This is a genomic window from Halomonas sp. TH-94 (assembly GCF_057473365.1).
Genome location: NZ_JBYCKL010000067.1, coordinates 43,515 through 64,336 on the forward strand (window position 1 = coordinate 43,515; position 20,822 = coordinate 64,336).

At 62.4% G+C, this 20,822-nt stretch carries 23 protein-coding genes and 1 pseudogene; 18 read left to right on the top strand and 6 right to left on the bottom strand.

Features of this window, described 5'->3' with window-relative positions; all coding sequences use genetic code 11:
- Positions 1-74 precede the first annotated feature (74 nt).
- The gene (locus AC2VNO_RS13200) at positions 75-1,967 is read left to right on the top strand and encodes a calcium-binding protein (protein WP_486934548.1); all 1,893 of its coding nucleotides are present in this window, start codon (positions 75-77) and stop codon (positions 1,965-1,967) included.
- 40 nt (positions 1,968-2,007) lie between these two features.
- Here the strand turns inward: AC2VNO_RS13200 and AC2VNO_RS13205 are convergent, their stop codons facing one another.
- Positions 2,008-2,601, bottom strand: coding sequence for a TetR/AcrR family transcriptional regulator (locus AC2VNO_RS13205; RefSeq protein ID WP_486934549.1), 594 nt, complete (start codon positions 2,599-2,601; stop codon positions 2,008-2,010).
- A gap of 168 nt (positions 2,602-2,769) precedes the next feature.
- On the opposite strand from AC2VNO_RS13205, the gene AC2VNO_RS13210 reads away from it, so the two are divergent.
- The 3 genes and pseudogenes from AC2VNO_RS13210 to AC2VNO_RS13220 all read left to right on the top strand — a co-directional run.
- Entirely contained in the window at positions 2,770-3,171 is a 402-nt protein-coding gene (locus tag AC2VNO_RS13210) for a RidA family protein (RefSeq protein ID WP_486934550.1), read from the top strand.
- Between the two features lie 153 nt (positions 3,172-3,324).
- The gene (locus tag AC2VNO_RS13215) at positions 3,325-3,681 is read left to right on the top strand and encodes an iron chaperone (protein WP_486934551.1); all 357 of its coding nucleotides are present in this window, start codon (positions 3,325-3,327) and stop codon (positions 3,679-3,681) included.
- Positions 3,682-3,829: 148 nt separating this feature from the next.
- Positions 3,830-4,264, top strand: a pseudogene (locus AC2VNO_RS13220) (GNAT family N-acetyltransferase); the annotation flags it as partial.
- A gap of 257 nt (positions 4,265-4,521) precedes the next feature.
- Here the strand turns inward: AC2VNO_RS13220 and AC2VNO_RS13225 are convergent.
- Complete coding sequence (locus AC2VNO_RS13225) at positions 4,522-5,262, bottom strand: dienelactone hydrolase family protein (protein ID WP_486934552.1); 741 nt, start codon at positions 5,260-5,262, stop codon at positions 4,522-4,524.
- A 170-nt stretch (positions 5,263-5,432) separates the two neighbouring features.
- Here AC2VNO_RS13225 and AC2VNO_RS13230 point away from each other — a divergent pair, with 170 nt between their 5' ends.
- Positions 5,433-6,101: a dihydrofolate reductase family protein gene (locus AC2VNO_RS13230; protein ID WP_486934553.1), complete on the top strand. Its 669-nt coding sequence runs from the start codon at positions 5,433-5,435 to the stop codon at positions 6,099-6,101.
- A gap of 45 nt (positions 6,102-6,146) precedes the next feature.
- Here the strand turns inward: AC2VNO_RS13230 and AC2VNO_RS13235 are convergent, their stop codons facing one another.
- Positions 6,147-7,514: an aminotransferase-like domain-containing protein gene (locus tag AC2VNO_RS13235; protein WP_486934554.1), complete on the bottom strand. Its 1,368-nt coding sequence runs from the start codon at positions 7,512-7,514 to the stop codon at positions 6,147-6,149.
- A gap of 153 nt (positions 7,515-7,667) precedes the next feature.
- On the opposite strand from AC2VNO_RS13235, the gene AC2VNO_RS13240 reads away from it, so the two are divergent.
- The 6 genes from AC2VNO_RS13240 (at position 7,668) to AC2VNO_RS13265 (ending at position 13,569) form a co-directional block, all read left to right on the top strand.
- Positions 7,668-7,901: a hypothetical protein gene (locus AC2VNO_RS13240; RefSeq protein WP_486934555.1), complete on the top strand. Its 234-nt coding sequence runs from the start codon at positions 7,668-7,670 to the stop codon at positions 7,899-7,901.
- 2 nt (positions 7,902-7,903) lie between these two features.
- A complete protein-coding gene (locus tag AC2VNO_RS13245; protein WP_486934556.1) occupies positions 7,904-9,256 on the top strand; it encodes a tripartite tricarboxylate transporter permease in 1,353 nt (450 codons plus the stop codon).
- A gap of 51 nt (positions 9,257-9,307) precedes the next feature.
- Positions 9,308-10,567 carry a hydroxymethylglutaryl-CoA reductase, degradative gene (locus AC2VNO_RS13250; protein WP_486934557.1) on the top strand — a complete coding sequence of 420 codons (1,260 nt, stop codon included), beginning with the start codon at positions 9,308-9,310 and terminating at the stop codon, positions 10,565-10,567.
- Between the two features lie 167 nt (positions 10,568-10,734).
- Positions 10,735-11,694: a DMT family transporter gene (locus AC2VNO_RS13255; protein WP_486934558.1), complete on the top strand. Its 960-nt coding sequence runs from the start codon at positions 10,735-10,737 to the stop codon at positions 11,692-11,694.
- On the top strand, positions 11,691-12,434 hold the full coding sequence (locus AC2VNO_RS13260) for a carbon-nitrogen hydrolase family protein (RefSeq protein WP_486934559.1): 744 nt from the start codon (positions 11,691-11,693) through the stop codon (positions 12,432-12,434). Before AC2VNO_RS13255 ends, AC2VNO_RS13260 begins: the two co-directional genes overlap by 4 nt.
- A 70-nt stretch (positions 12,435-12,504) precedes the next feature.
- Positions 12,505-13,569 carry a calcium/sodium antiporter gene (locus AC2VNO_RS13265; RefSeq protein ID WP_486934560.1) on the top strand — a complete coding sequence of 355 codons (1,065 nt, stop codon included), beginning with the start codon at positions 12,505-12,507 and terminating at the stop codon, positions 13,567-13,569.
- Between the two features lie 10 nt (positions 13,570-13,579).
- Here the strand turns inward: AC2VNO_RS13265 and AC2VNO_RS13270 are convergent, their stop codons facing one another.
- On the bottom strand, positions 13,580-14,248 hold the full coding sequence (locus AC2VNO_RS13270) for a glutathione S-transferase family protein (protein WP_486934561.1): 669 nt from the start codon (positions 14,246-14,248) through the stop codon (positions 13,580-13,582).
- Positions 14,249-14,482: 234 nt separating this feature from the next.
- Here AC2VNO_RS13270 and AC2VNO_RS13275 point away from each other — a divergent pair, with 234 nt between their 5' ends.
- From AC2VNO_RS13275 to AC2VNO_RS13295, 5 genes are all read left to right on the top strand, one after another.
- Entirely contained in the window at positions 14,483-14,689 is a 207-nt protein-coding gene (locus AC2VNO_RS13275) for a ParD-like family protein (protein ID WP_486934562.1), read from the top strand.
- Positions 14,682-15,464 carry a type I methionyl aminopeptidase gene (gene map, locus AC2VNO_RS13280; RefSeq protein WP_486934563.1) on the top strand — a complete coding sequence of 261 codons (783 nt, stop codon included), beginning with the start codon at positions 14,682-14,684 and terminating at the stop codon, positions 15,462-15,464. The genes AC2VNO_RS13275 and map overlap by 8 nt, the downstream gene beginning before the upstream one ends.
- A gap of 12 nt (positions 15,465-15,476) precedes the next feature.
- Complete coding sequence (locus AC2VNO_RS13285) at positions 15,477-16,439, top strand: arsenic resistance protein (RefSeq protein ID WP_486934564.1); 963 nt, start codon at positions 15,477-15,479, stop codon at positions 16,437-16,439.
- A gap of 106 nt (positions 16,440-16,545) precedes the next feature.
- A complete protein-coding gene (locus tag AC2VNO_RS13290) occupies positions 16,546-17,145 on the top strand; it encodes a cell wall hydrolase (RefSeq protein WP_486934565.1) in 600 nt (199 codons plus the stop codon).
- Between the two features lie 229 nt (positions 17,146-17,374).
- Complete coding sequence (locus AC2VNO_RS13295) at positions 17,375-17,572, top strand: hypothetical protein (protein ID WP_486934566.1); 198 nt, start codon at positions 17,375-17,377, stop codon at positions 17,570-17,572.
- A gap of 18 nt (positions 17,573-17,590) precedes the next feature.
- On the opposite strand, the gene AC2VNO_RS13300 is transcribed toward AC2VNO_RS13295, so the two are convergent.
- Positions 17,591-18,469 carry a LysR substrate-binding domain-containing protein gene (locus AC2VNO_RS13300; RefSeq protein WP_486934567.1) on the bottom strand — a complete coding sequence of 293 codons (879 nt, stop codon included), beginning with the start codon at positions 18,467-18,469 and terminating at the stop codon, positions 17,591-17,593.
- Between the two features lie 158 nt (positions 18,470-18,627).
- On the opposite strand from AC2VNO_RS13300, the gene AC2VNO_RS13305 reads away from it, so the two are divergent.
- Both AC2VNO_RS13305 and AC2VNO_RS13310 read left to right on the top strand, forming a co-directional pair.
- The gene (locus AC2VNO_RS13305; RefSeq protein WP_486934568.1) at positions 18,628-18,960 is read left to right on the top strand and encodes a hypothetical protein; all 333 of its coding nucleotides are present in this window, start codon (positions 18,628-18,630) and stop codon (positions 18,958-18,960) included.
- Between the two features lie 59 nt (positions 18,961-19,019).
- On the top strand, positions 19,020-19,739 hold the full coding sequence (locus AC2VNO_RS13310) for an SDR family NAD(P)-dependent oxidoreductase (protein WP_486934569.1): 720 nt from the start codon (positions 19,020-19,022) through the stop codon (positions 19,737-19,739).
- A 22-nt stretch (positions 19,740-19,761) separates the two neighbouring features.
- Here AC2VNO_RS13310 and AC2VNO_RS13315 read toward each other — a convergent pair whose 3' ends face one another.
- The gene (locus AC2VNO_RS13315) at positions 19,762-20,661 is read right to left on the bottom strand and encodes an arylamine N-acetyltransferase family protein (RefSeq protein WP_486934570.1); all 900 of its coding nucleotides are present in this window, start codon (positions 20,659-20,661) and stop codon (positions 19,762-19,764) included.
- Positions 20,662-20,822 lie beyond the last annotated feature (161 nt).

The following is a 20,822-nucleotide window of genomic DNA, read 5'->3' on the forward strand; positions in this document are numbered from 1 at the left end:
TGGCGACGGATGAGTGTTGAAGCGGCAGGGAGCCTTGAGCGTATCACTCCGATACGAGACACGGAGGTTGTCGCATGGCCATGTTCGACTACAAGAACTACAGCACTGAAAAGTCCACCGAGCTGATGCTCACCAGCCACAAGCTAGCTGCCTACTCCAACATGTCGGGATTTCTCGGCATCCACTCCAGCCGGGAGCTCGTCCAGGGATTTGTCGATCTCTTCCCCCAGGGCGCCTACGCCAACACCATCGATACCGAGCTGCCAAGAGGCTGGCGGGAGCTCACGCCGAAGGAACTGGGCCTGCCTGATAGCGCCGTCGACTCCTCGGGTCACTACATCATTGAGAGCCCCATTACCGGCTCCTTGATCAGCGGTCCTCAGGCGAAGCTACTGGGTGAGTTCGATGACAAGGGCAACCTGTCGCGGGTGGCGCTCTCTTTCACCGGAACCAACTCACCGGTGGATATCGTCGATTACCTGCAGATCAATGCCGGCACCATCGCCCCCAACATGGAGACACTGCTCTTCGCGCTCAAGGAGTATGCCGAAGGCAATGGCCTGTCCGGTGAGGATGCCTTGATTACCGGCTACAGCCTGGGCGGCGGCATGGTCAATATCATGGCGCGCTTTCGCGAGGAACTCGCCGAGGGCTTCTTCGCCGACGCGAATTACATCGGCCATGCATCGCCATTGATCTACGACGATCCCGAGGTAGTCTTCAATTACGGTTACGAGAACGACGCGGTGCACCGAGTGGCAGGGGATGCGGATTCCTTTCTGGAAGCACTGAAGAACCAAGGCCCGCTGCTGACGCATCCCAACACCTCCTACCAAGCCAGCACCAACAACATCGTGCTGTTCGGCGACATGTACGGATCGCCACTGTGGCCGCTGCCGGCCTTCTCGCTGCTCAACGTTCCGGTGGGTTGGTATGCCCACGTGGACGGTCTCTTCACAGATGCCATTGAGCGTATCGCCGACTCGCCCTTCTACGAGTACACCCACACCGACAGCGTGGTGATCGTCTCCAATCTCTCCGGGGTATCGAGATCGACGGTCTGGGTGGAGGACAAGGACACGCCGAGTTCGAACCACTTCGGCCAGCCCGCCTTCCTGATCGGCACCGAACATGATGACAAGATTCGTGGCGGCGAGGGCAGCGACTTCATCTATGCTGGCGATGGCGACGACCTGATCCGGCTATCAGGCGGAGCAGACCGCGTCGACGGCGGCTCCGGCACCAATACCTTGCGCTTGAAAGGTCAAGCCGGTGACTGGGAGGTCTACCGGCTTTCGGACGACACCCTGTTCTTCAACTCCAAGCAGGATCTCGGCTTGAAGCAGGTAGAGAACGTCAGCTACGTGGAGTTCGAGGGTGGGAATCTGGTCGGCGACGTTTCCCTGATCAATCAGCGCTACTCGGTGGGCGACGAGGGGCTGGTCAAGGGCCGCTTCGAGCCACTCTGGCTGTTGCCACGCGAGCTGAAGTACGGCGAGCACATAGAGGGTGGGGCCGGCGACGATGAACTCACCGGCGCCGTGGTGTTCGGTGGCGCAGGAGACGACACCCTGATCGCCCTCGACAGCGGCAGCCTGCTGCACGGCGGCGAAGGCAACGACACTCTGGTAGGCGGTATGGGTGACGACCAGCTCTATGGTGGCGAGGGGAACGACGCCCTGCTCGTCCGCGGTGGTAAGGACGTATTGTATGGCGGTGTCGGCGACGACCTGTTCATTTTCGAGGCAGGCTATCAGGGCAATGCCGTGATCAAGGACTTCAACCACCACGCCGGCGACAACGATTGGCTGGTATTCGTCAACGGCCTCTTCGCCGACGAGGAAGAACTCTTCGCCAGCGCCAGCCAACACGGCAACGACGTGGTCATCGCAGGTGACGCCTTCCATATCACCTTGGAGCGCACCGACCTCAATACGCTAGGTGAGCAGAGCCAGTTCTGGGTTTGACGGCAAACTTCCTAAAACCTGCCTGGCTTTACCGCCGGGCTCACCTTTCGGTTTGCAGCAAGCCCGTCGCGAGCTGCCGGAACGCCTCCACGGCTTTCGGCAGCACGGCGCGCGGCTCATCGGCGGCGGCGATCCACAGAGCGGCGTTGAGTGCCGCGCCGTTGATCAAGCGCGCGGCGGCTTCCGCATCCACCGGTTTGACAGTGCCTTCATCGATCAGGGCCTGGATCGTCTGCGCCGTGCGGAGCAGGCAGGCATTCTGATTGGGCCATTGCGAAGGATCCCCGAGCACCGCCGGGCCATCCAGCAGCATGATGCGCTGGACTTCCGGCTCCAGCGCCATCTCGATATAGGCCACGCCCTCTTCGAGCAAACCGTCCCAACGGCTAGCCGCGCGGGCCTGAGCGACCAGCATGCGCTCTACCATCTCCTGATCGATCTGGTCGACCACCGCCTGCATCAGCCCCTGCTTGCCACCGAAGTTGTGATAGAGCGCTCCCCGCGTGAGACCGGCTTCGGCGGTGAGCTCATCCATCGAGGCCGCGGCATAGCCCTTGGTCGCGAAGGCCTCTCGGGCGGCCCGAATAAGCTTCGCCCGGGTTTCCTCCATCTTCTGCGCACGCTTCGTCGCCACGTTCTCTCCTCACGCTCACTCAAAAAAATTCGCATACGCGACGTATGCGTATTGACATACGCTGCGTATGCGACCAGCATAATCCACATACGGCCCGTATATCAATGCAGCCCGGGTTATGGAAAACACGGCTGCTCTCGTCACCGGATCAAGAACCGGAGTAACACGATGTCCAAACGCGATGCAGTCTTCCCTGCGGGAAGGCAGGCACTCTATGAGATCAACCGTTATTCGGCGGCAATCCGCTCGGGCGACTTCCTGTTCGTCTCGGGTCAGGTCGGCAGTCGTGAGGATGGGTCAGCCGAACCGGATTTCGAAAACCAGGTTCAGCTCGCCTTCGACAACCTCTCGGCCGTTCTCGATGCCGCCGGCTGCACCTTCGACGATATCGTCGACGTTACTACCTTCCACACCGATCCCGCTGCCCAGTGGGAAGCGATCGACAGGGTTCGCACCAAGGCAATCGGCGAACCGCCCTACCCCAACTGGACTGCCGTCGGCGTCAACTGGCTGGCAGGCTTCGACTTCGAAATCAAGGTGATCGCCCGACTTCCACAGCCGGCCACATAACCACGGCACCACCCGGCAGCCCACCGCCCTGGAAACGGTGGTGGGCTGCCAACGAGAGCCTGCAAATTGCGCACCTCAGCCCGCTAACCAATACTGCAGCGTGCACCCAAACCTGAGTAAGACCCGAAGCCGTCATGCAAGGAGCCGGTCACCATGCCCGCCGCAAAATTCAGCTCGGTTGAGGAGTACATCGCCTCGCTGGACCCGACTAAGGCCACCACCCTCGAGGCCGTCATCGTCTTCATTCTCGACCAGTTCCCTGAACTGGAAGCGAAGATTGCCTGGAACGTGCCGACCATTCATCGCGATGGCAAATACGTCGCCGGCATCGACGCCCACAAGAACCATCTCACCTTCTCGGCGTGGAGCCCACATATCATCGAAGCGTTCAAGCCGCGGCTGGAGGGCTACGTCGTCTTCAAGAACTGCTTTCAGATACCTGTCGATTGGGAAGTCGACGAAGCGCTGCTGAAGGACCTGGTACGGGCCAGGCTCGCCGAGCTGGAGTGATGATCGCCAGGACCCAACGGAGGCACCCATGGATGTAGAAGGCCACACCACGCTTCCCACACGTCTCGAAACGGAGCGGCTTGTCCTGCGGGAACCCCACCCTACCGATGGTCCGCTCCTCTACCATGCGTAAACGACGGACCCGGAAGTCACCCGCTACCTGATCTGGCGCCCACACCAGGCCCCCGCCGAAACGCAGCAATTCATAGATACCTGCATAAAAGGCTGGCAAGCGCGCACTCATTTTCCCTACGTCATGACCTTGCAGCGTGAAGAGCACGAACCTATCGGCATGCTGGATGCCCGGCCACGGGGCCCTATTGTCGATGTGGGCTATGTGCTGGCACGGCGCTATTGGCAGCGTGGCCTCATGTCAGAAGCACTCACGGCACTCACCAAGCTCTGCCTGGCCCTGCCCGAGACATATCGCGTTCAGGCCACTTGCGATATGGATAATCTGGCTTCTGCCCGTCTGCTGGAAAAGTGCGGCTTTCGGCAAGAGGGCCGTCTCGAGCGTTACGTGGTACATCCCAACCTGGGCGCTGAACCTCGGGCCTGCTTTATCTACGCGCGCTGGCGCTAACAGGTGCCACACCCCATTCCCCTGGCATGCTACGCTTCCAGTGTGCTCGCGGTAGCGGAGGAGACGATGGCCTTTCACAATCCGGACCCTAAAATGCAGGCAATTGAACGGCGCAATGCCCGGGTGAAGGCGGAGCTGTTTGCCAGGCTGTTGGGGGGTGCGTGGCGTCGACTTCGCAAAGGCGCCCTGAGGCTGTCGAGGAGGCGTTAAGCGCCGCGGCCCCACACCCGAGGCCGCTGAAACCAGTTGCCCTCTTATTACAACGTCTCTTCCCACAACATGGCCAGCCGCTTGTGATGCAGAGCATCAGCGGTCGCGTCGTAGCTGGGGGCGTCCTTGGCGGTGAAGCCGTGGGCGGCACCCTTGTAGAGCTCCGTCGTGAAATGCACGCCTGACTTGGCCAGGGCTTCGTCCATGCGGGCGATCTGGTCGGGGGGCAGTAGCTCATCCTTGTCGGCGTGGCCCAGATAGACGCGCCCTTCGATGGTGCCGACCACGTGAACGGGGCTATTCGGATCACCGGTCGTGGCCAGGTTGGCCGAGTGGAAGCCCGCGGCGGCGGCAACGCGGCCGGGGTGTTCGGCTGCCATGCGTAGTGCGAAGGCGCCTGTCATGCAGTAGCCGACCACGCCTATCTTGCCATTTGCGAACTCGGGCTCGTCATCGATGCATTTCAGCAGCGCGGCGAAGTCGCGGGACTGCGCCTCGGGCGTCAGGTGGCCGGCATATTCGAACAGCGTCGGCCGCACGGCCGGGTCGCGGAAGGACTTGCCTTCCGGCACGACGAGGCCTCGTGCATCGCGGTAGTAAACGTTTGGCATCAATACGGCGTAGCCGGTGTCCGCCACCTGCTGGGCCTTCTCGTGATAGCACGGGCGCAGGCCGCCGATATCGGTGAGCAGCAACACGGCCGGCAGTGGGCCTTCAGCGTTCCCGGGTGTGAAGACGTGAGCGTCGATGGTGCCGTCGGGTGCAGGTATGTCGATAGCGCGAGACATGGCGGGCTCCGGGTATCGAATCGATAAGATGAATGGCGTCAGGGCGAAAGACACCAAAGAGGCATCTAACCAGAGACAGGCTCTGTTGACGAGGCGTTGCTCTGCTGCCCTGTCGATTCCGCCGCATCCCGTTCGATTACCGGGTACGGAGCAACCTGGAGGATGGGCAGATGCGTAAAGTGATCGTTGGTGCGATGGTTTCCCTGGACGGCGTCATGCAGGCCCCCGGCGGACCGCAGGAGGACCCGACCGGTGGTTTTCGCTACGGCGGCTGGGTCGCACCACTGGTGGATGAAGTATTCGGCGAGGAGATCGACAAGCTGTTCGGCCAGCCCTTCGATCTGCTGCTCGGGCGCAAGACGTACGACATCTTTGCCGCCCACTGGCCCTATGCCGAGGAAGGGCCTGACGACTCCATCGCCAAGACCTTCAACTCGATCAAGAAGTACGTGGCGACCCGGAAAGGCCTGGAGCTGACCTGGAAAGGCTCGGTGGCGCTGCGCGATGCAGCCACGGATATTTCCAAGCTTAGGCAGGAGGACGGACCGGCGCTGATCACCCAGGGCAGCACCGAGCTGGTCCACACGCTGCTTGCCAGCGATCTCGTCGATGAACTCAAGCTGTTCATCTGCCCCGTGGTGCTGGGTAAAGGCAAGAAGCTGTTCGACGATGGCACAGCGCCAGCGGCATTCAAGCTGGCCGCCCAGCGGGTTTCGCCCAACGGCATCGTGATTGCCCATTATGAGCGCGAAGGCGCGGTGCAGACCGGCGACTTCGCCATGGACCCACCCACGGAGGCGGAAGTGGCGCGTCGCGAGAAGATGCGTAGGGAAGGCTAGACCCGAGCATGGGCTGTCGCGTAGACGCATCGTCCTGAGAGGAATCTAGGCCAGCGCCTTGCGCAAGAATTCCAGGAACCGGTAGTCGTTGGCGTAGGCGACGTTGATGCGCATGGCGGTGCCATCGGTGCCATCCGGGCGCAGCGAGAAGAGAGCACCGGGGGCGATGAAGATGCCCGCCTCCGTGGCGCGCTTCGCCAGCTCCAGGGTGTTGATGCCGGTGGGTAGCCGTGCCCATAGGTAATAGCCACCGCCGGGGCCGCTGATGTCTTCGATGCCTGCCTCACGCAGCGCACGCCGGGCGCTGGCGCTTGCCTTGGCAACCCGTTCGCGAAGCTGTACCAGGTGGCGACGGTAGCGCCCCTTCACGATCAGTTCATGGATCACCGATTCGATGAAGGTGGAGGAGTTGACCACGGTGAGCATCTTGATGTCGGTGAGGGAGCGGATCAAGGGAAGGCTACCGGCGATATAGCCCGAGCGCAGCCCGGTGGAAAGCGTCTTGGAGAAGGTGCCCACGTAGATGACGTTCTCCAGCCCATCCAGCGCCGCCAGGTGCGCACTCCCCTGGGGCAGCAGGTCGGCGAACGCGTCGTCCTCCACCAGCACCACGCCGTACTGTTCGGCGATCTTCAGCAACTGGTGCATGTTGCTCAACGACATGCTGGTGCCGGTGGGGTTGTGGGCGTTGGGCTGCAGAAAGAACAGCCGTGGCCGGTACTGGCGGACCTTGCGTTCGAATTCCTCCAGGTCGGGCCCTTCCGGCGTACGCGAGACACCCACCAGCTTGACCCGCGCCAGGCGCAACTTGCCGAACAGGGGATAGTAGCCCGGCGTTTCCACCATCACGCTGTCGCCGGCTTCGACGAAGTGCCGCACGATCAGGTCGAAGGCGTGATTGGCACCGAAGGTGAGCAGCACCTGTTCCTGGGCGGCGTGGATTGAGCGGCCGCCCAGCACCCGGGCGATGGCATCGCGCAGCGGCTCGAAGCCTTGCGGCATGCCGTATTCGAAGTGTGCCTCGTCCTGCTCCGGCCCGCGCCGCTTCAGCGCACGAGTGAGATCGAGCCCACCCATCCACGCTGCAGGGGCACGGCCGTCGCCGGCGCGCACGGCAAAGCTGCCCACCAGCTGCTCGCGCAGCAGCGAGACGCTGTCGATCGCTTCGCTCAGGCTCTCGCGCTCCTCTACCGTGGCCTGTGGCCGCGCCTGGGAAACGAAGAAGCCGGAGCCGTGGCGAGCCTGCAAACGCCCCATGGCGACGAGCTGGTCGTAGGCGTCGATGATGGTGTTCTTGGCCACGCCGAACTGCCGGGCCGCTTCGCGAATGGAAGCGACCTTGGCGCCCGGTGCCAGCCGCCCCTCGTCCATGGCCTTGAGCAGGGTGTCGGCGATCTGGCCGGACTTGGTCATTCCTACCTCACAGCAAACTGTACCCTTCACGATGACGGTACAGTACTTGGGACAATTCCACCAACTGTACCTTATGCTGCCCTTCCGTTTTCCCGAAGCTGGCAACGCCGGCAACGGCTTATAACACCAATAACGACTCATCTGGAGTTACGCATGCCAGTCAAAGACAGGACCTACCTGAATGTCTGGGACGATACGGTTTCGGGCAGGGATCTGCTCATCTCGCTTTCGCTCGCCACACTGCTGAGCCTGGGCGGTTTTGTGCTTGCGCCATGGCCGGCACCCGGCCCGCTGGTGCTGGGCCTTGCCGGCGCCATTCTCGGCTTCTTCATCAGCGCGCTGCTGTTTCGGCCCAAGCGCCGCCTCGACGTCGAAGGGGAGGCGTGAGCATGGATCCGATGCTGCTGTTACAGATGTTGATCGCCGCCCTCATCGCGGTGGTGGTCTATACCGCCATCGGCGTGGCCCCTGGCACGGATGAAACCGCCGTGCTGGCCCCCGTCACGCTGGCGCTGGTGGTGGCGGGCATCCCGCTGCCCGTGGTTCTATCCTTCTTCATGGCGGCCATCGTGGCCAAGAAACTCACCGACTCCATTCCGGTATCGGTGGCGGGCATTCCCGGCGGCGTGATGTCGGCGCCCATGGTGGAACACGCCATGACGCTGAAGCGCGAAGGCCAGTCCACCCTGGCCATTCGCAAGATGGCCTCCGGCTCGGTGATCGGCACCCTGGTCGCGGTGCCGATCAGCCTGTTTCTCGCCTTCCTGCTAACGCCGCTGGCCGATGTGCTGGGCCAGTACGCCAGCCAGATCTTTTTCGGCGGTGCGGTGTTCCTGGCGCTGATGAGCCGCGAGAAGGTCATCAGCCTGGTCAGCATCCTGGTGCTGGCGGCGCTGATCCAGGCGCTGCGCCACTTCTACTGGGGCATGGGTGTGATTCCCGAGGGTCGGGTGGTGTTCATCTCGTTCTTCCTGGGTATCACCATCGGTCCGATGATGTTCAACCTGGCGCAGCTGCTGGTGAACCGCGAGCGCAAGGCCATGGCAGTGGCCGAGCCCAAGACCATCCAGATCTACAAGACCGAGGACGACCACAAGCTGCCCAACCCCTTCCGCATCCTCACGCGGCAGGAGACGACCTCGGCCGCTGCCAGCTCGGTGCTAGGCACGTTCACCTTCTTCATGAGCCCGGTGGGTATCACCATCTTCCTCGGCGAGGTGATGTCGAGCTGGGTCAAGGGCACCGTCGAGAAGGCCAGCCGGGCGCTCTCTTCCATGGATGCCGTCACCAACGCCGCTTACATTGCCGGCATCCTGATCCCGCTGGCGGCGCTGGGCATTCCCATGAGCCCCATGGCCATCGGTCCCGGCAATGCCTTCTTCAATGCCCCACCGGTGCTGACTCTGGAGCAGAACGCTCACCACCTGATGAGCTTCTCGGAGATCGCCATCGCCAGCATTCTCGGCTCTGCCGTCGCGCTGCTGATCACCTACCCCATCGCGGTGCGCTACGCGCGCCAGATCTGCGTCTTCGTTTTCCGCCACATCCCCCACGAGGCCTTCCTCGCCATGTTCTTCGCCCTGGTGATGCTGCTGGCGTACATGGATGCCGGGGTGATGGGCATTCTCGGCGTAATGGTACTGGCCCTGGTGGCGGGCCTGCTGAACCGCTGGGGGGTGAACTACGGCGTGCAGTTCATGACGCTCTATGCCTCGCCCTGGCTCATGGGGCTGCTGGCCTGAGGCTCACGGCTTCTGACAAGTCGTCTTTCATTGCTTTAGATAGGTATCGACATGGCTCATAGCACTTCCCGTATCGCTGGCTTCTATCAGCTTTCGCCTCAGGAGCGACTCGCCAAGGTGGCCGAGATCGCCGGCCTGGATGACGCAGGCGTGACGCATCTCGGCAACATGGGAAACCTCGCGCCGGAAACCGCCGACTCGATGATCGAGAACGTGATCGGCACCCTGAACATACCCCTGGGTATCGCCACCAATCTGATCATCGACGGCGAGGAGCAGCTGGTGCCGATGGCCACGGAGGAGTCCTCGGTGGTGGCGGCGGTGTGCAACGCGGCGCGCCAGTGCCGCGATTCCGGCGGCTTTACCACCGATGCCGCCGCGCCGGTGATGATCGCCCAGGTGCAGCTCGTCGAGGTGCCCAACCCGGAGTTCGCCCGCCTCAAGTTGCTGGAGGCGCGCGAGCAGATCCGCCAGATCTGCGATGCCACAGACCCCGTACTGGTCAAGCACGGCGGTGGCTTCCGCGATCTCGAGGTCCGCGTGCTGGAAGACATGCTGATCGTGCACCTGCTCGTGGACGTGCGCGACGCCATGGGGGCCAACGCGGTGAATTCCATGGCCGAGGCGGTGGCACCCTCGCTGGCGGAATGGAGCGGCGGCAAGAGCCGGCTGCGCATTCTCTCCAACCTGGCGGACCGGCGCCTGGTGCGGGCCCGAGCCACCTGGCGACTGGACCAGATAGGTGGCGAGGAGGTGCGCGACGGTATGCTCTCCGCCTACCGCTTCGCCGACCAGGACCCTTACCGGGCGGCCACTCACAACAAGGGCATCATGAATGGGGTGAGCGCCGTGGTGCTGGCCACCGGCAATGACACCCGCGCTGTGGAAGCCGGCGCTCACGCCTATGCGGCGCGCACCGGCCGCTACCGCTCGCTGACTCATTGGGAGCAAGACGCCGAAGGCAATCTCACCGGTACGCTGGAGATGCCGATGCCGGTCGGCCTGATCGGCGGCGCCACCCGCGCTCATCCCACCGCACGCTACTGCCTGGAGATCCTCGGCGTGACCCGGGCCGAACGCCTCGGTCGCATCATCGTGGCGGTGGGCCTGGCACAGAACTTTGCCGCCATGAAGGCCCTGGCCACCACCGGTATCCAGAAGGGCCACATGGCGCTGCACGCCAAGAACATCGCCCTGATGGCCGGTGCCCAGGGGGATGAAGTGGCCGTCATCGCCGACCTGCTGGTACAGAAAGGCACCGTGAGAGTCGACGTTGCCGAGAGCGAACTGGCCAAGCTACGTAAGCGCTGAGCTGTCCCTGAGAGAACCGAAACGCCTGGCTGGGGCCACCCTCGCCAGGCTTTATTGGGGTTGCGGCATCCACTGCTTGCCCTTCCCACTTCCAGCGCAAGAAGCGGAGTTCCCTCATCACCCTGCTGCCCTAGGTTGGCATCAACTACCAACCGGAGTGGCAGTCGATGAACAAGATCAATCGCACCATGGGCCCGCTTGAGTGGGCGCTCCTGGTGACCTTGTCGGTATTGTGGGGCGGCTCCTTCTTCTTCGTGGGGGTGGCGGTCGAGGAGCTGGGGCCGCTCACCATCGTGGCGCTGCGTGTGGGGCTGGCGGCGCTGGCGCTGCACGCGCTGATTCTGCTGCTGGGCCAGCGTATGCCGTGGGACCCGAAGCTATGGACGGCCTTCTTCGCCATGGGCCTGCTCAACAACATGATTCCCTTTACTCTCATCGCCTGGGGGCAGGGGCATATCGCCAGCGGCTTGGCCTCGATTCTCAATGCCAGCACCCCCTTTTTCACCATCGTGGTGGCGCACTTCCTGACCCGCGACGAGCCCTTCACCCTGGGCCGCTTAACGGGAGTGGTGATCGGCTTCCTCGGTGTTGCCTACATGCTCGGTCTGGAAGTACATGAAGGTTCAGCCAACCGCTCGTGGGCCCAGGCCGCCGTGCTGGCTGGCGCCCTCTCCTATGCTTTTGCCGGGGTTTTCGGGCGCCGCTTTCGCTCTCTTGGCTGCTCGCCGTTGGTTACCGCGTGCGGCCAGGTCACGGCCTCGGCGATGGTGCTCTTGCCCTCGGCCTTGATAGTGGAGCGCTTCTGGCAACAGCCCTGGCCGGGCCTGGAGATCTGGTCGGCCGTCTTCGGCCTAGCGCTGTTCTCCACCACGCTGGCATACCTGATTTACTTCCGCCTGTTGGCCACTGCGGGGGCAACCAACCTGCTGTTGGTCACCTTCCTGATCCCGGCCAGCGCCATTCTGCTGGGTTTTCTCTTCCTGGACGAACGGCTCGAGCCAAGGCACCTTGTCGGGATGGGCTTGATCGGCTTGGGGCTTGCCGCTATCGATGGCCGGCCGCTGGGGTGGATTCGAAAAATAGCGTACGCTTATCTGAGAGCCAGGCGAGAGGGAGCGGGCCGATGAAGCTGTGCGCGGTGCAGTACGCCTCGATAACGGGCGATATCGAAGGGAACGTGGCACGCCATGTCGAGTTCGTCGAGCTGGCAGCTTCGCAGGATGCCGAACTGATCTTCTTCCCCGAGCTCTCGCTGACCGGCTACGAGCCGACGCTGGCCAAGGGACTGGCCACCCACGAGGAGGACCCGCGTCTGGACGTGTTCCAGCGCTTGAGCGATGCCCACGGTATCGTGATCGGTGTAGGCCTGCCGCTGGTTACCTCGCAAAAGCCGCGGATAGGCATGGTGACGTTCCAGCCCCACACGGGTCGCCACGCCTATGCCAAACAGCGGCTCCACGATGATGAACTGCCCTACTTCTCGTCCGGCGAGAAGCCGATGGTGATCGAAACCCGCGAGCACCGTATCGCGCTGGCGATCTGCTACGAATCGCTGCTGCCCGACCATGTCGCCATGGCGGCAAGCCTGGGAGCGGACGTCTACTTGGCCAGCGTGGCCAAATTCGCCCCGGGAATGGACGAAGCCTATGCCTACTACGCCACCTTCGCCCGCGAACACGCCATGACGATCCTGATGGCCAACTGCGTGGGGCCCTGCGATGGAGCGACTGGCGGTGGCCGCTCGGCAGCGTGGATCGACCGCGGCAAGCGTGTCGCCACCCTGGATGGCGAACAGGAAACCATGCTGATGCTCGACACGGCCACGCTCACCTCACGGGTGATGAGCCTGGCGGCGCCGGCGGCCTGAGTTTCCCTCATACCATTGCCAGCTTGCACGAACTACATCCCTCCCTACCCTAACGGCATGGAACTTCTGAATGGTGACGCTACTGCTGTTGGCCCTCGGTCTGGTGCTGCTGATTATGGGCGCAGAGGGCCTGGTGAAAGGTGCATCGCGCCTGGCGGCGCGATTGGGAATTCCGCCACTCGTGATCGGGCTCACGGTGGTGGCTTTCGGCACCAGCGCACCGGAGCTCGTGGTCAGTCTCAAGGCCGCTCTGGATGGCCAGACGGGCATCGCCATGGGCAACGTGGTGGGCAGCAACATCTTCAACGTATTGTTCATCTTGGGAGTCTCGGCACTGATCGTGCCGCTGGCGGTGGCCCAGCAGCTGATCCGTCTGGATATCCCCCTGATGATCGTGCTTTCCGTAGTAGTGCTGGTGCTGGCACTGGATGGCAGCGTCGGGCGACTCGACGGTGGGCTATTGGTCCTTGGCCTGGTGGTCTACACCGTCTTCTTGCTGTGGCAAGGTAAACGCCAGACGGCCAGCGACGAGTCGGCGGCCAACAGCGAGGCACTGGCCCGCCCCGGATGGCATGACGCGCTCTACGTCATCGGCGGGCTTGCCATGCTGGTGGCCGGCTCACGTCTGTTCGTCGACTCGGCCGTGGTCATGGCCGGCTGGTTCGGGGTCAGCGATCAAGTGATCGGGCTGACCCTGGTGGCGGCAGGCACCTCGCTGCCCGAGGTTGTGACTTCGATCATTGCTGCCCTGCGCGGCCAGCGGGAGATTGCCGTGGGTAACGTGGTAGGCAGCAACATCTTCAATTTGCTCGGCGTGCTGGGCCTCACCGCCCTGATCGCTCCCGCCGGCATCGCCGTAACCCAGGCCATGCTCAGCCTCGACCTGCCGGTGATGATAGCGGTGGCCGCCGCCTGCCTGCCGATCTGCTTCACCGCCAGCGCCATCAATCGCTGGGAAGGGGCCGTGCTGCTGGGTTACTACGTGGCCTATACCGCCTATCTGGTGCTGGCTGCCACCCACCACGACGCACTGGCCGGTTTCAGTGCCCTGATGCTCTATTTCGTGCTGCCGATCACCGCCCTGACCCTGGCTATGCTGGTCGTGCCCGAGCTGCGTCGAAGAGCGAATGAGTAGCGCCTGACGCTCAGCCCAGCATGTCCATGGCCGCCTTGTGGGAAACGCCCTGAGCCAAGGCCGCCTCGCGCTCGGCGGTTTTGGCACGCTGGAAAGCTTCGCGCTCCTGCAGGCGTTGCCAGTAGGCCGCCACGGCGGGCTTGAAACGCTCATCCAGGCCGATGTGGCTGGCCAGCAGTAGCGCATAGCCCACCGACACGTCGGCCGCGGTGAAACGCCCGGCACAAACGAACGGCTCGCGCTCCAGGCGCGGCTCCAGGGTGCGCAGACGGGAGAGGAACCAGCGCGAATAATCCTCAACCACTTGGGGCGATCGACGCTCCTCGGGCTCGAAGCGGCCATAGCGCAGCACCAGGGTCTGGGGAAACGTCAGCGTCGCTTCGCCGAAGTGCAGAAAGTTGAGATAGTCGCCGTAGGCAGGGTCGTTCGGCGCTACCTCAAGGCCCGCCTCGGGATGACGCCCGGCGAGATACTGACAGATGGCCGCCGATTCGGTCATCGCTACCATGTCGTCGAACAGCGCCGGAACCGTACCCAGCGGATTGATCTCGAGAAAGGCTTCGTCGCGTACCCGTGGCGGAAAATCGTGCATCACCAGTTCATAGGGCACCCCGATCTCCTCGAGCAACCAAAGGGGACGAAACGAGCGGGCACTGACACAGTGATGCAGGGTGATCATGGCTAGGCTCCTGAAGGTCGTGCTGAAAAGCGGCAAGCGCTATCTTGCCACGCGCCGTCATCACATCTCACGCTTCTAGCCCAGAGACAATACGAAAGCACTGTCGACATGACGTTTCCAGTCGTCACGATGCCAACATGTCCTGCAGGTCAATTTCACTGGTCTGAAGCTGCTGCTTGAATGCCACCACCCCTCAATATACGATTCATATATTAAACGTATATAGGTGACTCCATGGGAATCGTAAAGATCAGCGATGAGCTGCATGATGAGATCCGCAAGGCCAGCGGGCCCATGCTCCGCTCCATCAACGCTCAGGCCGAGTATTGGATAAAGATTGGCATGCTCGCCGAGACCCACCCCGAGATGACGTTCCAGGACATCATGCGGGAGCAGTTGAAAGCTGCCTCGGTGAATGTACAGCAGGTCATTCATGGATGAGGTAGTCATCAAGGAGCCCGAGGAGCTCGAACTGATGCGCCAGTCGGGGCGATTGCTCGCCTCGGTATTCACCTACCTCGATGCCCATATCGAGGCTGGCGTGTCGACCATGCAGATCAATGATTGGGCGGAGGAGCACATTACCCATACCCTGCAGGCCCGCCCCTCCAGCAAGGGGCAATACGGTTTCCCCTTCGTTCTCAATACCTCCTTGAATCACGTTGTCTGCCATGGCATGCCATCGCCAACGAAGCTTCTCAAGTCCGGCGATATCGTCAATGTCGACATCACCCTCGAGAAGAATGGCTTCATCGCCGACTCCAGCAAGATGTACATGATCGGTGCCGTTTCACTGGCCGCGAAGCGCCTGGTGGATGCCACGTACGAGGCCATGTGGCAGGGCATCAGAGCCGTGAAACCTGGTGCGACTCTCGGCGATGTCGGCTTTGCGATCCAGCAGCATGCCACTACCTATGGCTACTCAGTGGTCCAGGACTACTGCGGACACGGCATCGGCAGAGAGATGCACGAGGAACCCCAGGTACTGCATTACGGGCAGCCTGGGCAAGGCCTGGTGCTGCAAGAAGGCATGACCTTCACCATCGAGCCGATGATCAATCAAGGCAAGGCCAAGGTTAAAACGAAGCGCGACGGCTGGACCGTGGTGACCAGCGACAAGATGCTCTCGGCCCAGTGGGAACATACGATCGCAGTGACGGCGGATGGCTATGAGGTCTTGACTCTGCGTGAAGATGAACGTGTCCCCAGCCCCTGAGAGTTCTCTGCTTTGACACGTCAAGCGCTCGAGAAATACCAGGTGCTGGCCTATCTGGCAGCCATCGCCATAGGCCTGGCCCTGGGCACGGTGCTGCCTGGCCAGATTGGCGTGCTGGAAGCGCTGCTGTGGCCGCTAGTGGGAACGCTACTCTTCGTCACCTTCACCCAGGTACCGCTGACGCAGCTGGGAACTGCATGGCGCGATACGCGCTTCATGGCCGCCGCGGTGATGGGCAACTTCCTGCTGTTGCCGCTCATCGCCTGGGGGTTAGCCAGCCTGTTCGCCGCCGAGCCGGCGGTGCGCCTGGGCGTACTGCTGGTACTGCTGGTGCCGTGCACGGATTGGTTCATCACTTTCTCCCACCTGGGCGGGGGCAAGGCGCAGCATGCCGTCGCCTTCTCGCCGATCAGCCTGCTGCTTCAGCTCGTGCTGCTGCCCTTGTACCTGTGGCTGTTCATGGATCAGAGCGTTCTGACAGCCATCGTACAGCGTGAGCTATTACTGGCCTTTGCCGGGCTGATCGTACTGCCACTGCTGCTGGCCTTCACTACCGAGAAGTGGGCCCAGGGCAGCCCACGCCGTACCGCCGGCGTCGAGCGGCTGGGGTGGCTGCCGGTGCCGCTATTGGCCTTGGTGGTGTTCTCGATAGCCTGTACCCAGGTGGGTGTCGTCACCGCTTCGCTGCCAATCCTCGGCGGGTTGCTGCTGGCCTTTTCCGCTTTTCTGATCGCCGCTGCGCTGCTGGCTCGCCTACTCGCCCGCGCCTTCAAGCTACCCATTGCCCAGGGTCGCGTGCTCGCATTCAGCCTGGGCACACGCAACTCTTTCGTCGTGCTGCCCCTGGCTCTTGCCCTTCCTGCTTCCTATGAGCTGGCTGTGGTCGCCATCGTGTTCCAGTCATTGGTGGAACTCGTTGGTATGGCGTTTTTCCTGTGGTGGGTACCAAAGCGGTTGTTCCCTTCCGTAGCATGAAAACCATGCCGAGACCCCGACAGCCGGGGCTTTCGGGCGACTATACTCGTCACATTGCCTTTACAAGCTATAGAACCGAACCATAACGACATAAAAAGGTTCTTCGATGCCCATTCTTTCGCTCGCCGCTTGGCTTCTCCTGTCACTAACCCTCGCTTCAGCAGCCTTGGCCGAGACCGAGCTGCAAGTCGAGGTGGTGGTTCGCAAGGCCGCCGTGCTGGAGCAGGTCGCGGCCCCCGACGTGCAGGTGAACGGGCCAGTCGAACCGATCGGCGAACGTGAAGTGCAGTTGGTGGATCCGGCAGGCAGCGACCCGCTGGAGGAACCGCTCACCTGTCTGGCACGTACGATCTACTGGGAAGCCAAGGGAGTGCCCGGCCTCGACATGGAGTCGGTTGCCAATGTGGTGATCAACCGTGTCGCCAGCCAGCGCTACCCCAATACTGTCTGCGAGGTGGTGACCCAGGGATCGGAGCATGGCCCCTGCCAGTTCTCCTGGTGGTGCAATGGCCGCCCCAATGAGGTGGTAGAGGACGATGCTTACCAAGTGGCTAAAGAGGTGGCACGCCAGGCGTTGAATCAGGAACTATTCGACCATACCGAAGGTGCCCTCTACTTCCATGACCGTACCGTTCACCCCCACTGGGCAAACGTGTTCCTGCTCACGGCGGAGACTGATGCATTCTTGTTCTACCGGCCCAAATAGTCCACGGCAGAGTGAGCGTGGGGTGACAACAGACACGTTAGGCTAGTTGGCGATTTTTTGATCACAATGCGTGAAACGGCATGGTTCTAGCGCTTGCGAATTTGACTCGGCCCGCAGCGCAGTTCCACCATGCAATGACAACGAGTTCGAGAAAGCCCTGACAACTACAAAGAAAGCCCTGACAACTACAAACCGTCATACCCAGGGTAGTTAGTGGAGGTACGCGCCCATGTTCGTTTCCCTGATCCCCAGCACCGTTGCCGTTCCCAAAACCCAACAAGAAACCGATATCGAGACCCTGCTCGACGGCCTGATGAGCGATGAAGGGCTGAGCCGTAACCAGCGAGACGAGCTTCTGGATCTCTTGATCCTGGAGCGCGCGGAAATCAAACGCCAGCTCAACCGAATCCGTGCCGAGCGAGGCTGAACCGTCACGAGGGGCATGTCATAGCTCCCGGAACACCGCCATGACATGCCCTGCCAGCGCTTCACAGGCCTGATCGGCTCCTGGCCGCCTGACAAGCGCCAGCTGATATTCCCCTAACGGCGGCAACAGATTCGAAGCGATGCGCCGCAGCGGTGGGCGCACCAGGCTCAACGGAAAGGGCGCCACCGCCAGGTCGGCAAGCATGGCCGCCTCCTGGCCTGCACAGTGCTCGCATGAATAGGCGATACGGTAGCTAATGCCGGCACGGTCCAGCGCTTCCAGCGCCATGCCTCGCCAAGCGCAGCCGTGCTGTGCAAGCGCTACCGGCAGCGGCGATCGCTGGGCGGCAATTCCCCCCTCACGCCCCGCCCACACCAGCGGCTCGTGGTGTACGATCTCGCCGTGTATCTGCTGACCCGGATTTCCGGCGGTCATCAGTATCAAATCGAGTTCACCCGCTTCCAACCGGCCCAGCATGTCACGGCTGCTGCCCACCACTACATCGACCTGAACCGCTGGATGCGAGCGAGCGAACTGTGACAGCACACCGGGCAGGATGCGAGTGCCCACATCGTCGGTGGTGCCGAAGCCCAGCCGACCCGCCACGCTGGGCGCCAGGAACTGAGTGACTGCCTCCTCGTTGAGCTTGAGCAAGCGCCGCCCATAGCCCAACAGCAGCTCGCCTTCCGAGGTCAGGCGCACCTGTCTCGCCTCGCGGACGAACAGTGCATGGCCCAGCGTTTCTTCCAGCCGCTTGATCTGCATGCTGAGCGCTGAGGGTGTACGAAAAACCTGGCGCGCGGCGCGGGTGAAACTGCCGCACTCGGCAATGGCCACGAACGTACGCAGCACATCGGTATCGAGCAGTGGCATGGTCGTACTGGGCATCTGATTCATGGCGCACCTTTCAATTTATCTTAACCATGACTGTAGTCTTATTCGCTGGATTGATCCATTGGCGTGCCTGAAACTCACTGACACGAGGTCGCGACCCTCCTTTCATCCGAGAAGACGCGGCAGCCGCAACCATGCAGCTGCCGGCAAGGAGGTGCATCATGAGCCGGTACGAACCGATTTACAGGCCCAGCCAAAAGGAGGAGCAGCGGCCGACATCACCGCCCCAGCCGGACTTCTACATGCCGGCCATGCCTCCGCTGGGGCTGATTCATGCCATAGAGACCCTGCTGAACCGTTACCTGCAACGGCGGAGATTTCGTCAGCGTTACCTGCCCCTGCTGTCCCACGACGACCACATGCTCGACGACATGAATCATCGGCGCGACGACATTCTGTGGGCCTCGCACCTGCCGCTGAAAGCGGACGCCGAGCAGGCGCTGGAGCAACGCCGGGAGCAGCGCAAGGCAGCACGTGACGGGGCGACGTCTTGACCTCAGCCACGCTTGAGGTCGTAGGGTGCATGCAACGCCACCACAGCGAGGAAAAAAGCATGCGTATCATGGTCGTGGGAGCAAGTCAGGGGCTGGGACGGGCTTTCATCGAGGGGCTGGGCGAGAAAGGCGACCGTCTGATCGGCGTTTCGCGCCGCAGCCCTTCACCTCTGCCCGTGCGCACCGGTCTTGAGATCGACTGGATCGAAGCCGATCTGGCATCACCCGAACGAGCGGCCGCCAGTGTGGCCGAGGCCGTGGCGGAAAGTGGGCTGGACTTGCTGATCTATAATCTGGGGCTGTGGGAAACTCGAGCCTTCGAAGCGGACTATCGCTTCCTGAATGACAGCCCGGCGGAGATCCAGCGCATCGTCACGGTCAACGTCAGCGCTGCCATTCTGCTGATCCAGGCGCTGCTCCCTGCGCTGCTGCGCTCCTCCTCGCCACGCATCGTACTGACCGGCTCGACATCCGCCCTACCCGGCCACGGCCGGCCGGAGGTCGCCTTCGGCGCCACCAAGCACGCCCTGCGCGGCATCGCCGAGGCGCTGCGCGAGGGCTTTCGCGAACAGCGCCTGGCGGTGACCTGCCTGCAGCTAGGTTACCTCAACACCGAGGACGACCTGGCCGTGCCTGTCGAACGCGCGGCCCGGCGCGGTAATGGTGAACTCATTCCCATGCACGACGTGGTACAGCTGATGCGTACCCTGGTGACGCTGTCGCCCAGTGCCTATGTGAAAGAGGTGGTGATGCCGGCAATTGGCGATGCGCGCTTCTAGAGACTCATCTCTAGCCACTTCCTCAGGTTCCGAGCTGCTCGCCCTCGGAGGAGGTCTCGGCGAGCGCCCCGGCTCGCCGCAGCAGTGCGCGCTCCTGCTCCGGGGTCAGCGCCAGGCCGAAGCGCTCGCGCAGCACGAGGGGCAGCTCACCGGCCGCGATCCGCTGCAGCTCCGGCTCCCGGCCTGGGCGGAAGATCTTGAGCTCGAGATCGGTGAGCGCAAGCCGTACCTCTGCGCCGTTGTGCTGAGCCACGATTCGCCGCACGAATGGCGATGCGGGATGATGTGACGCTAGGTAGTTGTATTCGCCGGAATCGGCACGGTAGCAGGGTTCGTCACTGAACTGATAGATGTTGAACCACTCACCGTTGCGCTTGTGGCGCAGCAGCCACAATCCCAGCGGCGTGCGCTCCAGGCGATACTCCCAATGGCCATGGCTCACCTCACGGCCCGCCTCGAGCAGGATCGGCTCACGCGGCCCGACATTGCCGACGCCGACATCGACCAGCCAGTCATCGCCCGCCACCTTCACTACCAGCATCGTGTGGCCGAGAGGAGTGAGAATGTTCTCGTCGTCACCCATCAGCATTCTCGCGTTGCGCCCGGCGACCTCGAAGCCAAGCCGGTCCAGCACCGAGGCAAACAGGGTGTTCTGCTCATGGCAATAGCCGCCGCGCCAGCGCCGTACCAGCTTGTCCTGAAGGCTTTCCAGGTCGATGCGGATCTCGCCGCCGGTGACGATCTCGAGATTCTCGAACGGCACCGCGGCAAGGTGCGCCTTCTGGAGAGCCTTCAATGTCTCCAAGCTGGCCGTCACGGGCCCCCGGTAATCGATACGAGCCAGGTAGGCATCGAGATCGAGTGCCCGCGTTTCCCAGCGAGCCGATTCGTGAAGTGGTCGAGCGGTCGTGACAGCCTGCATGGCGTTCTCCTTTTTTCTCAAGGTAACTTCTATCAAGGGCAACCCTGTAGCGCAGGCTAAGACCTCAAGCTAACTTCAGGTAAAGCTTGGAATATTCAATCGCATTCATAGTCCTCGGCAATGGTGTAGCTGCTCACATCCAATATTCAACCGCATGGTTG